Below are 11,777 nucleotides of genomic sequence, written 5' to 3' on the forward strand. Positions count from 1 at the left end.
GGTCCACTGTTATTATGTCGTGGTTACGCCGCGAACGTTAGAAGACGCTGCCCCTTTACGGCAAGCTTGTGAACATAAAAAACAAAATGTTCTTTGTGGGCATTTTGTTCATTTTGTTCACAGAGCACGCCAACCCGCTAACCTAAAGCGACTTGAGCCAGCTATGGGCTGCCTCAAGCAGTTGATAGCGCCGCTCTGGACGCCCCACATCGCCGTAGCCAAGTTCAGCACTGACTCTTTGTTCAGCCACCAAAAACTCCAGGTAACGTCGAGCGGTTGAGCGGCTAGCCCCCATAATGCGGGCAACCTGCATGGCGGTTAGCGGCGCCGCCTCGGCGGCCATGGCCTCCCCCACTCGGCGCAGCGTTAGCCGGTCGATGCCTTTGGGCAGCGCGCTGGACGTCGGACGCGGCGCCTCGCCTGGCTGCAGCCTTTTAAACACGTGATCCAGCTCGTCCTGGTTCATCTCATTACGCCCTGAAAGCGCCTCGCGCTCACAACGAAAACGCGCCAGCATCTGCCCCATGCGGGCAGCTTCAATCGGTTTGATCAGATAATCAAATACGCCTCCACGCAGCGCCTCGCTGATGGTTTCTACCTCACGGGCAGCGGTAACCATCACAATATCTACATGGGTATAGTCACGCCTGATCGCCCATAAAAGCTCCAGCCCTTCCACATCAGGTAGATAGGCGTCCAACAATACCAGGTGGATAGCGGCAGCCTGTTCCGCCATTAACGCCTTGGCTTCGCTACCGTTACGGGCAACGCCTGCGATATAAAAGCCTTCGTCCTGTTCAACAAACGCTTTATGAATATCGGCAATGCGAAAATCATCTTCGACAATCAGAATGCCGTATTGAGCTGCAGGCATGCTCACTCCTCTTACGGTCGTCATTATTATGGTGAGTAGTGCGTATCAGGTTCAGCGCATAGCGAGCGGTCCAGCACCGCAATAAAGCAGGCTCCGCCCAGCTCGCTCTCCTCAAGCGTGATGGCTCCGCCATGCTGGCGACACAACCTTGCCACCAGCGCCAGGCCGATACCACTGTGCTTGCCCGTTTTGGTAGAAAAGCCTTCCTCGAATATCGATTCAGCATGTTCAGGGAGCACGCCTGGCCCATTATCCTCTACTTCGAGCAGCAATTGCTCCCCCAGGTCGGTGAAAAACAGCCGCACGCTGGGCATACTGCTATTCGGGCCATTAAGCGCGGCATGGCAGGCGTTATCGAGTAGATTACCGACCACGCTCATCATGACTTCTTGTCCAGTGGGCGTTAGTGGGCAGGAGAGCGAGCTCTGCTCGTCGATCTCAAGCGTTACGCCCAGCTCGCGCGCCCTGGTAAGCTTACCCAGCAACGTACCGCTGAGCACTGTGTCGGCAACATGGCGCATCAAAAAACTCATTTGCGCCTGAGTCCGCTCGGTTTCCTGATGAATCAGCGCCAGCGCTTCATCGATGCGCTCAAGCTGGAGAAGCCCTGAAATGGTATAGAGCTTATTGGAGAACTCATGCGCCTGGGCACGCAGCATATCCACATCGCGGCTTGCCTGGGTAAGCGCTTGGGAAAGATCAACAATTTCGCGGCGGCTACGAAACGTGGCCACTGCTCCTTCAATTTCACCCTCATGCAGAATGGGCACCCGATTGACGATGGCCGGGTGATCGCCCAGCCACATCTGCTGGTCAAACTCCTGCTCACCGTGCTTCAGCACTTCCAGTAAACGGGTGTTAGGCACCACGTCCTGAATCGGCAGCCCCAGTATGACGTGCTCATCGGGCAGGTTAAGAAAGCGTTTGGCCTGCTGGTTGACCAGCGTGATGTGGCCATCCCGATTAACCGCCAGAATACCCTCGTGAATGGACTGCAGAATCGCCTCTTTTTCCATCGCCAAGCGGGCGATTTCATAAGGCTCCAGCCCCAAAATGACCTTTTTAAGGTGCTGGGAAAGCCAGTATGCCCCGGCAAACCCCAGCACAATCATCAGCCCGACCAGTGCCCAACCAAAGCTTGTGTAACGGGCAACATCCATCTCGACCCGATCCATCATAAAGCCGACGGAAACGAGCCCGATAATATTGCCCTCGTCATCCCAAACGGGTGTTTTTCCGCGCATGGCGGTGCCTAACGTGCCGGTCGCCTCGGACACGTAGGACTGCCCATAAATCAGCGCCTGGTCGTTATCGCCGCCCACCATCGCCTCGCCAAGGCGCTCAGGCACGGGGTGTGAATAGCGGATCGACTGCGCATTACCCACGACCACATAGCGCGCTCCGGTTTCTATACGCACCCGTTCTGCCAGTGGCTGAATAATCATCGCCGGGTCGGGCGTCGCGAAGGCGCTAACGATTTGGGGCATACCGGCCACTGTTTTCGCCACCGCCAACGCCCGCTCACCCATTTGATGGTTGATGATATCGGCCTTACGATGATTGAGATATGCCCCCTGAGCCAGTAGCATGCCGGCCAGCAGCAACCCCACCAGCAACATCACTTGCAAACGGAAACTGCGTTTATACCAACGCCGTTTAGTACGCGTACGGCGCCAGCGCTGTAATTCAGCTAAGGTACGGGGGCGGGAATTAGTCATGGTGGAACTCAAAGTGCGCGACAGCGTCATTATGACATGCGCGGTAAGGGGGCGTTAATCGCCATCTTTTATGTCATTAGGGAGGCGCTGGGTGTTCAGCATATTTAAACGCGTTATTTCGTCGAGCAGTTACCTGTTTGCCAGTACTGCTTTTTTAAGCGTTGTGCTTGTCAGCCCCGCGGTCGCTAACCCTTTTTATGCACCTCCGCCGCCTACCGACGACGCGCCGGTTTTTAGCGGCGATGCTGAACTTGGCTTTACGCACCTTTCCGGCAACACCAATAGCCAGACGCTAATTGGCAAAACCCGCCTGACCTGGCTAACCGGCAATTTTATTCACTCGCTGCGCGGCGAGGTGCGCAACGTGAGCAAGGATGGCGAAACCAGCGCCGAACAATATTTGCTCGCTGCCCGCGAGCGCTACGATTTTAAAGGCCCGCACTATGTCTTTGGATTTGCCCGCTGGGAGAAAGATCGCTTTGCGGGCTACGACCAGCAGCTTTCCATGATCGGCGGGTATGGGCGTCAGCTGTTAGAAGGCTCGCGCCATTCACTCTCGCTTGAGGCCGGTCCTGGTTACCGTAATGACCGCCTGCGGGAAGCTGAGAATGAACAGCTCGCGGTTGCCTATACCGCCCTGGTCTATCACTGGGGGTTTTCGGACTACGCCGATATTGATCAGGAAATGTCGGTGGAATATACCGATAAAAACACCACAGGCAGGTCGCTAACCGCGCTCACCGCACGGCTCAACTCTCGCATGTCGTTACGCTTGTCGCATGAGGTTAAGCACAACTCTCAACCGCCGGATGATGCCAGCGAACGTACCGATAACACCACCAGTGCCTCGTTGCTGTACCACTGGTAGCAAAAGCGACGATAGGTTGTGAATGGCCCGCCAATAGAAGCACCGTCGCTGTTTTTGCAGTGCTTCAATAGGGTGCATTGGCCTGTTTTCCAGCCCTCATTTTAAGCCTCCTTCTTAATCGCGTTCGACTTTGGTCTAGTGGCGCGATATACTAGCGCCAGTTTCCTGTCCTCGCGCCATTCAATGAATGGCGCTTTTTTTTTGCTGCGCTTTCCGCATTTGCGCTGTTTCCTCATGTTCCACCCAAGGTGTTCTTATTGATGAACCAACCAACCTCCGGTGCTGAAAGCCATAAGCATCCTTCGCTTGGCGATCCCATCGTACTCACGCTAAGCATCGGATTTATCGTGCTTTTTCTAGCGCTTTCCTTTTACGACCTGGACCTTGTCGCCGATTCGATCAGCCAGGGTTTTGCCTGGAGCGCGCTGACCTTCGGCACCTACTTCCAGTTTCTGATGCTGTTGACGTTCTTTATCGCCATCGGACTTGTGCTGACCCCGGCCGGCAACGCCAAGATCGGCAACCTGGATAAACCGGAGCTGAGTACCTTCAAGTGGCTTTCGATTATCCTGTGTACGCTACTGGGCGGTGGGGGCGTCTTTTTCGCCGCCGGTGAGCCGATCTATCACTTCGTGAACGTGCCGCCTACCTTCGACACCGACCCGGGCGTGGCCGCCGCGGTGCCCGGAGCGCTCGCGCAGTCGTTCACCCACTGGGGCTTCGTCGGCTGGGCGATACTGGGGTCGCTCACCGCGATCGTGCTGGCCCACGCCCACTACGTGAAAGGCCAGCCGCTGCAACCGCGCACCCTGCTCTACCCGTTATTCGGCGAGCGCGTGATGCGTGGTCCGCTGGGTGGCGTGGTGGATACCTGCTGCGTACTGGCGGTGGTGGCGGGTACCGTCGGGCCAGTCGGTTTTCTGGCCACCCAGGTCAGCCATGGCCTCGAGGTGCTGTTTGGGCTACCCAACACCTTCGTTACCCGGCTTTTGGTTCTGGCGACCCTGGGCATGGTGTACGTGCTTTCCGCGGTCAGCGGTGTGCACAAGGGCATGCAGCTCTTGAGCCGCTTCAATGTCATGCTGGCGCTGGGCATCGGCGCGGTCATCTTTTTGTTCGGGCCGACACTGTTTCTGTTCAACAGCTACTTTGCCGGCATGGGCACGTATCTGGACGACTTCTTCAAGATGGTCACCACCACCGCGGAAACCGCACCGGCGGATTGGATGCAGTGGTGGATCGTGTTTTTCTACGCCTGGTTCATCGCCTTTGCGCCCTTGATGGCGATCTTCGTGGCGCGTATCTCCCGCGGGCGCACCATTCGCGAGATGATTCTGGCCGTGGCGGTCATCGCCCCCATCGCCACCACGGTCTGGTTCACGCTGCTGGGCGGCTCGGGCATTTACTACCAACTGACCGGCGTGATCGATCTGACCGATGCGCTGACGAACTTTCAGTTCGACATCGCCACGCTCGCCTTGGCCCAGGCATTGCCCGGCGGCACCTGGATGGCGCTGGCGATCCTGCTGCTGACGACCATCTTCGTGGCCACCACCGGCGACTCCATGAGTTATTCCATTGCCATGGTCGGTGCTGGCCACGACGAGCCCAGCCCCTTTCTACGCGCTTTCTGGGGCGTGATCATGACGATCATGGCTGCGGTGCTGCTGGCCATGCGTGAAGGACAGATCGCCGCGCTGCAGCAATTCATCGTGATTACCGCCGTGCCGGTATCGCTGATCCTTCTGCCCTCACTCTGGGATGGCCCCAAAGCAGCGTTTGCCATGGCGCGTGAGCAGGGGATTATTGACTAACCGCTAGCCCAGCACCTGCTGCGTATGAGGCGAATCTGCTTGCCTCATACGCTATGATCACCATGATGAACAGGTGATCAGGAGCATCCCCCTTTGGCCTCACGCAACCTTCCTTCAACCGCCGCTATGCAGTGCTTTGAGGCGGCAGCGCGCCATATGAGTTTTACCCGGGCGGCCGATGAGCTAAGCCTGACCCAAAGTGCCGTCAGCAAGCAGGTCGCCCACCTTGAATCAGCGTTGCAACATAAGCTGTTTCGCCGCGTAAGACGCACGCTTGTGCTCACGCCAGAGGGCGCCATCTTTTTAAGTGATGTACGTAAGGTGCTCGCCCAGATTGAGATGTCGACCCACACCATCATGACTTATAGCGGCAACAGTGAAGTACTTAAAGTAGCCACTCTGCCAAGCTTTGGCAGCCGCTGGCTAGCGGACAAGCTTCCTTCCTTTTTAGCCGCCAATCCGGGCATTAGTCTGGAATTTCATGACCGGGTGGAAGACTTTGATCTTGAGCAACAGGATATTGATATTGCGTTGTTTTACGGCCACGGTAGTTGGCCTAACCTTGCCTGCCATAAGCTGGTGAATGAGGAGATGGTCGCGGTTGCCGCCCCATCGCTTCTGGCTCGGCACCCCATCCATACTGCGAGCGACTTGGCCCAGTTGCCACTGCTTCACCTGTCTACCCGCCCGGATGCCTGGCACCACTGGTTTGCAGGTCAAGAGATCACCACTGATCGCAGCTACCACGGTACCCGCTTTGAAACCTTTCCCATGCTGGTACGCACCGCCATGGCTGGCGGCGGCGTTGCCTTAGTGCCTCACTTTACCGTGGATGAAGAGCTGGCCGCCGAACGCCTTGTGCTCGCCTGGCCGCATCGGCTGTACAGCGAAAGTGCGTATTATCTTGTCTACCCTGAGCACTTGGGTGAGCTGGGTAAAGTACGTCGCTTTGTGGAGCATATAGTGGCAAGTGCCGCTATTCACCCAGACGCTGGCAAATCCACTCGATAAAAACGCGTACTTTATACAGTTCCGTCATATGGTCTGGGTATGCCATGTAGTAAGCATCCTTGCTTTTTAGCGAGAATTGCCAAGGAATAATCAGCTTGCCTTCGTCAAGCTCTTCTTGAGCCAGAAACTTCGGTACGAGCGCCACACCGCAGCCCGCTCGCGCTGCGCGTAATGCCATATAAAAAGTATCAAATCGTGGGCCGTGATAACTGTGTTCCGTATAGAGCGACTGCGCGTCGAACCACTCATGCCATGCCTCGGGGCGAGTGGACACTTGTAATAACACAAAATCAGTTAGTGCCAAGGGAGTGCCCACGCTCTTTTGCTGAATAGTCGACGGCGCACAAACCGGAACCAACCCCTCGCCCAATAGTTTGATGCATTCCGCTCTCGGCCATACCCCATGGCCAAAAAAGAAAGCAACATCAATACGCTCTTTTTGCATATCGAATGGCTCTGAGCGATTAGAAATATTGAGATTGATAGAGGGATGCTTATGGCGGAACCCATTCAACCGAGGGATTAGCCAACGAGCTCCAAATGTTGGCAAGGTTGCCACATTGAGCACATCTGATTCCACCCCGTACGACTGCATATAGCGTGTCGACATCTCTACCTGAGCCAAAATTTTACGCGCCTCGCCTAAGTACACAGCACCTTCCGGCGTCAAGTGAAGGCGCTTTCTTACTCGCCGAAAAAGAGGGTGTAGCAAGGTTGTTTCAAGTTGCGCAACCTGCTTACTTACCGCACTTTGCGTCAGGCTTAATTCATCTGCCGCACGAGTAAAACTCAGGTGCCGTGCAGCTGCCTCAAAACAATGCAAAGCCGTTAAAGACGGCAAATGATTACGGCGCATGCCAACCCCACTTGATGAAAAAAAAGAATGATGTTTTTCGCAATCATCGTTTGAACGCTTGCCCCAAGCCTAGCAATACTGGCATCACATCCATGCGATTCAAAACACAATGCGAGGTAGAAGAATGATTCATTCTCTAATGGAAAAAATGGGCGTGGCAAGTGATCAATATCAAGGTGGTGATCTTGTGGTGACCACGCCAGTCGATGGCAGTGAAATTGGACACCTAAAAGTGGCCTCGCAAAGCGAAGTGGATACAGCGATTGCCAGCGCAGAAGAAGCTTTTCTTGCTTGGAAAAGTGTTCCTGCTCCCCGCCGTGGCGAACTTGTTCGTTTATTTGGCAACCAGTTACGCCAACACAAAGACTCGCTGGGTGAACTCGTCACATGGGAGTGCGGCAAGATTTTGCAGGAAGGCCTGGGTGAAGTGCAGGAAATGATCGATATCTGCGATCTTGCCGTTGGTCAGTCACGTCAGCTTTTCGGGCTAACTATTGCATCAGAGCGCCCGGGCCATCATATGCGCGAAAGCTGGCATCCTCTAGGCCCGATTGGCCTGATTACGGCCTTCAATTTTCCCGTAGCTCCTTGGGCATGGAATGCTGCACTCGCCCTGGTCTGTGGCAATAGCCTGCTGTGGAAGCCATCAGAAAAAACCCCCTTAACCGCACTAGCCTGCCAGGCACTGCTAGATCGCGCTATTGAGCAGTTTGGTGACGACGCTCCCAAGCACCTAAGCCAAGTGATTATTGGCGAGCGAGCAGCTGGCGAGCAGTTGGTGGATGACCCTCGTATTGCTCTTATCAGTGCCACTGGCAGCACGCGCATGGGCCGCGAAGTAGGTCCCAAAGTGGCAGCGCGTTTTGGCCGTAGCATTCTTGAGCTGGGCGGTAATAACGCCATGGTGCTCGCGCCAAGCGCGGACCTGGATATGGCAACCCGTGCAATTCTGTTTTCGGCGGTAGGCACCGCTGGCCAGCGCTGTACTACCTTACGCCGCTTGGTTGTGCACGAATCCATTAAAGACGAAGTACTATCCCGTCTGAAGAAATCCTATAGCGCCATTACCATTGGCAATCCGCTTAAAGGCAACCTGGTTGGACCGCTGATTGACCACCAAGCCTTTGACGCAATGCAGAGTGTGCTGGCCAAAGCACGCGAGCATGGCGCTGAAGTGTTTGGTGGTGACCGTGTGGAGATTGCTGGTAGCGATAACGGTTACTACGTTGCTCCGGCGATCGTTGAGATGGCCGAACAAAACTCGCTGGTGAAGCATGAAACTTTTGCCCCCATTCTCTATGTACTTACCTACAAAGAATTGGACGAAGCAATTGCTACAAATAACGATGTTCCGCAGGGTTTGTCATCATGCATTTTCACTACCGATGTTCGCGAAGCTGAAACGTTCGTATCCGCGGTAGGCAGTGACTGCGGTATTGCCAACGTTAACATTGGCCCGAGCGGCGCTGAGATCGGTGGCGCCTTTGGCGGCGAGAAAGAAACCGGTGGCGGCCGCGAGTCAGGGTCTGACGTTTGGAAAAGCTATATGCGTCGCCAGACAAACACCGTCAATTACTCTCGAGAACTTCCTTTAGCACAAGGGATTAAATTCGACTAACTAGACTTACTAAAATAATTAGAGTTTTTTATCATGCAGATTACATAAATAAAAAGCACACATAGTTTATCTAAAAACTACTGTGTGCTTAATATATTAAAAAAAATAATAACATTAGTACGTATTTATCAATTTATTCGAATTCAATAAAAACAGCATCGAGGATGATCATGATTGAATCGTATTACTCAGATACTTTAAAAGAAAAATTTAACTCAAATAGCTTTAATGAAAAAAATAAATTTGACGTATGCATCGTAGGAGGAGGAATTACAGCTCTATCATGTGCCCAAACACTTATAGAAAATGGTGTGGATGTAGCAATTATTGAGAAAAATCTTATATTCTCAGGAGCTTCCGGGCTAAATGGTGGATTTGTTGTACCTGGATATGCACTTGGCCTTAATGAAATTGAAAATAAGGTAGGTATGGAAGGGGCAAAAGAATTATTCAAACTTGCGTTAAGTGGTGTTAATAGAATCAAGAAAAACATTTACCATTATAATATTGAAAGCGCACAAATTGAATTCGGGAAAATTGACTTACTAAGATATCAACCTTCTACCAACGAGCTCGACAACCCCGAAAGAATGTCTCACTATTATTCATATAAAATTGAACCAATAGAAAAAAAAGACTTGCAAAAATTTTTACATACAAGAAGCTATCAATACGGTTTTTTACACCCCGACGCATTTCACATTCACCCTTTAAACTATGGCACCGGAGTGGCTAATCGCCTTAAAGAAAAGGGAGTCAGCATATATGAAAACAATGAAGTTAAAAATATAAAAAAAACAACAGAAGGTTACGCACTCACCTGCTCGAGTGGTGAGATAAAGTGTCAAGAAGTTATAGTTTGCACTGGAGGATACCCTGGAAAAAATCCTTCTGAAATTAAAAACTCGATATTACCCATCACAACTTACGTTGTTACAAGTGAGCCTAATGACGACATCCCTAACAAATTTATAAAGACAAAGTTTGCTCTTGGAGATAACAGACAAGCTTCTGACTATTACAGAATAGTAGATAATAACAGAGTATTGTGGGGAGGCAAGATAACGGCATTCCCAACAAACAATAAAACATCGATAGAAAATAAGATAAGAAAAGATATTTCAAACGTTTTCCCAGCTCTTTCAAATATAAAATTTCGTTATTCATGGAGCGGTATAATGGGCTACTCAGCTCATAAGATGCCATATATTGGCAAGTTAAAGAATGGAATATGGTATTGCACGGCATTTGGTGGAAGAGGGCTAGGCTCCGGCACTGCCTATGGAGATATAGTTGCAAAAGCAGTACTAGGTCAAACAAACACTTTACATCTCTTGGAAAAGTTTGGCTTGCGTCAAAACTATGGAGTGCTAGGAAAAATAGCAGTTGAGGCGACGTATAAAAAATATATTGCAAAAGATTATATAAAAGAAAATTTCAACAAAAATAAGAACTGGAGTAAAAAATGAACAACATCGGAATGCTATCTATATTGCCGGCAGCAATTGCAATCATACTAGCCTTTGTCACTAAAGATGCAATAATTGCTTTATTTGCTGCTAGTCTTATTGGCTTCCTTCTTATTGACGGGGCTTTATGGGAATATCCTAACTTCCTAATTGAAACTATTGCCAATGATAGTTTTGCCTGGGTATTCTATATTGAGATACAAATTGGAATTTTGATTGCTTTATTTCAGCTTTCTGATGTTCCAAACATTTTCTCATCTATCGTAAAAAAGAGAAAAATGACTCGAAGAAAAGGTCAAGTCTATGCTTGGCTCGCTGGTATGGGTGTATTTTTTAGCGACTATTTTAGTCCTGTTTTTGTTGGCACCTCACTCCAGCCAATTACTGACAAAGTTAAAATCTCAAGGGAAAAGCTAGCCTATATAGCTGACTCTACTTCGGCACCTCTCATCGTAATTATTCCTTTTACCTCTTGGGCACTTTATATTGCCGGTATTATCAGTGATCAATCGGAAACCATATCGTCTAGTGATGCTGTTGGGATATTTGCCAGCTCCATTATGTACAATTTTTATGCTATTTTATCCGTCCTCTTCGTAGGGCTAATTTGCTTTGGAGTCGTCAAGGACTTCGGGCCTATGAAAAAAGCTGAAAATCGTGCTTTTGTGGAAGGAAAACTAGTTCGAGACGGCTCCACCCCTATGATAGGGAAAGAGATAAAAGAGCTTAAAAAACCTCAAAACGCTTCATCCAACTTTGTCTTAAACTTCTTCATTCCTGTTGCATTAATTATTGGAATAAACGTTGCCACTTATATATTGGTAGGCAGTGCCAAAATCGTAGAATCATTCTCTGCGGCGCTGCTTTACCTCTTCTTAATAATGATTTTTCAAAAATTTGGAATCAAAGAGCTTTCCAATGCAGTCGTATCAGGAGTTAAAGCAGTTATTCCGGCAGTGCTTATACTACTTTTCGCATATGCGCTAAACAGCATTACGAAGGAGGCAGGTGCAGCAAATTATTTAGTCTCTATTTCTGAAGGGTTGATTTCAGCTAATCTTCTTCCAGCTATAGTATTTATTGTTGCTGCCGTAATATCGTTCTCGACGGGTACTTCTTGGGGAACATTTGCTATTACAATACCTATTGCGTTGGTGATGTCGATTGAGCTTACTGGCAGTATCCAGCATACGCTAGTGTTCATGTCGATTGCGGCGGCTACTGGAGGGGGCGTTTTTGGAGATCATTGTTCGCCACTTTCGGATACTTCTGTTTTAGCCTCTATCGGCGCAGGATCCGACCATATGGACCATATAAGAACACAAATCCCATATGCGTTATCAGTAGCTTTTGTCAGCTTTATATTTTACTTGGCAGCAGGTTTCATCTTGTAAAGGCATTGAGCCCAATAACGCTACTCACAAGGACATTAAAAGTTAGCCAAAAATAGCCAAACTCTTACCCCTAAACGCATCAAGAGTTTGGCTATAAAAACCACATAGTATCAGCATTTCTTATACGTAAAACCATCAGTTACGAAGCAGTTATA

General features: G+C 50.5%; 9 protein-coding genes. 6 read left to right on the plus strand and 3 right to left on the minus strand.

Annotated features, from left to right (window positions below; genetic code table 11):
• Positions 1 to 142 precede the first annotated feature (142 nt).
• Together ACT3T7_RS07505 and ACT3T7_RS07510 are read right to left on the minus strand one after the other, a co-directional pair.
• Positions 143 to 874: a response regulator gene (locus ACT3T7_RS07505; protein WP_444630552.1), complete on the minus strand. Its 732-nt coding sequence runs from the start codon at positions 872 to 874 to the stop codon at positions 143 to 145.
• Positions 875 to 900: 26 nt separating this feature from the next.
• On the minus strand, positions 901 to 2,592 hold the full coding sequence (locus ACT3T7_RS07510; RefSeq protein WP_444630553.1) for an ATP-binding protein: 1,692 nt from the start codon (positions 2,590 to 2,592) through the stop codon (positions 901 to 903).
• A 91-nt stretch (positions 2,593 to 2,683) separates the two neighbouring features.
• Between ACT3T7_RS07510 and ACT3T7_RS07515 the strand changes: the two genes are divergently transcribed.
• The 3 genes from ACT3T7_RS07515 to ACT3T7_RS07525 all read left to right on the plus strand — a co-directional run bounded on the left by ACT3T7_RS07515 (position 2,684) and on the right by ACT3T7_RS07525 (position 6,285).
• Positions 2,684 to 3,460, plus strand: coding sequence for a DUF481 domain-containing protein (locus tag ACT3T7_RS07515; RefSeq protein WP_444630554.1), 777 nt, complete (start codon positions 2,684 to 2,686; stop codon positions 3,458 to 3,460).
• A 260-nt stretch (positions 3,461 to 3,720) separates the two neighbouring features.
• A complete protein-coding gene (locus ACT3T7_RS07520; protein WP_441678044.1) occupies positions 3,721 to 5,274 on the plus strand; it encodes a BCCT family transporter in 1,554 nt (517 codons plus the stop codon).
• Between the two features lie 93 nt (positions 5,275 to 5,367).
• Positions 5,368 to 6,285: a LysR substrate-binding domain-containing protein gene (locus ACT3T7_RS07525; protein WP_444630555.1), complete on the plus strand. Its 918-nt coding sequence runs from the start codon at positions 5,368 to 5,370 to the stop codon at positions 6,283 to 6,285.
• Here ACT3T7_RS07525 and gcvA read toward each other — a convergent pair.
• Positions 6,251 to 7,141: a transcriptional regulator GcvA gene (gene gcvA, locus ACT3T7_RS07530; RefSeq protein ID WP_444630556.1), complete on the minus strand. Its 891-nt coding sequence runs from the start codon at positions 7,139 to 7,141 to the stop codon at positions 6,251 to 6,253. The two genes, ACT3T7_RS07525 and gcvA, sit on opposite strands and share 35 nt — an antisense overlap.
• A gap of 124 nt (positions 7,142 to 7,265) precedes the next feature.
• On the opposite strand from gcvA, the gene amaB reads away from it, so the two are divergent.
• The 3 genes from amaB (at position 7,266) to ACT3T7_RS07545 (ending at position 11,622) form a co-directional block, all read left to right on the plus strand.
• Complete coding sequence (gene amaB, locus ACT3T7_RS07535) at positions 7,266 to 8,759, plus strand: L-piperidine-6-carboxylate dehydrogenase (protein ID WP_444630557.1); 1,494 nt, start codon at positions 7,266 to 7,268, stop codon at positions 8,757 to 8,759.
• A 170-nt stretch (positions 8,760 to 8,929) separates the two neighbouring features.
• Complete coding sequence (locus ACT3T7_RS07540) at positions 8,930 to 10,228, plus strand: NAD(P)/FAD-dependent oxidoreductase (RefSeq protein ID WP_444630558.1); 1,299 nt, start codon at positions 8,930 to 8,932, stop codon at positions 10,226 to 10,228.
• The gene (locus tag ACT3T7_RS07545) at positions 10,225 to 11,622 is read left to right on the plus strand and encodes a Na+/H+ antiporter NhaC family protein (RefSeq protein WP_444630559.1); all 1,398 of its coding nucleotides are present in this window, start codon (positions 10,225 to 10,227) and stop codon (positions 11,620 to 11,622) included. The genes ACT3T7_RS07540 and ACT3T7_RS07545 overlap by 4 nt, the downstream gene beginning before the upstream one ends.
• Positions 11,623 to 11,777 lie beyond the last annotated feature (155 nt).

The organism is Halomonas sp. 111, assembly GCF_052379685.1.
In the GTDB taxonomy this organism is placed as follows: domain Bacteria; phylum Pseudomonadota; class Gammaproteobacteria; order Pseudomonadales; family Halomonadaceae; genus Vreelandella; species Vreelandella citrativorans.

What these genes read in the sequence shown, in the direction of transcription:
- ACT3T7_RS07505 (WP_444630552.1), bottom strand. Translation starts at nt 874, where the DNA reads ATGCCTGCAGCTCAATACGGCATTCTGATTGTCGAAGATGATTTTCGC.
- ACT3T7_RS07510 (WP_444630553.1), bottom strand. Translation starts at nt 2,592, where the DNA reads ATGACTAATTCCCGCCCCCGTACCTTAGCTGAATTACAGCGCTGGCGC.
- ACT3T7_RS07520 (WP_441678044.1), top strand. Translation starts at nt 3,721, where the DNA reads ATGAACCAACCAACCTCCGGTGCTGAAAGCCATAAGCATCCTTCGCTT.
- gcvA (WP_444630556.1), bottom strand. Translation starts at nt 7,141, where the DNA reads ATGCGCCGTAATCATTTGCCGTCTTTAACGGCTTTGCATTGTTTTGAG.
- amaB (WP_444630557.1), top strand. Translation starts at nt 7,266, where the DNA reads ATGATTCATTCTCTAATGGAAAAAATGGGCGTGGCAAGTGATCAATAT.
- ACT3T7_RS07540 (WP_444630558.1), top strand. Translation starts at nt 8,930, where the DNA reads ATGATTGAATCGTATTACTCAGATACTTTAAAAGAAAAATTTAACTCA.
- ACT3T7_RS07545 (WP_444630559.1), top strand. Translation starts at nt 10,225, where the DNA reads ATGAACAACATCGGAATGCTATCTATATTGCCGGCAGCAATTGCAATC.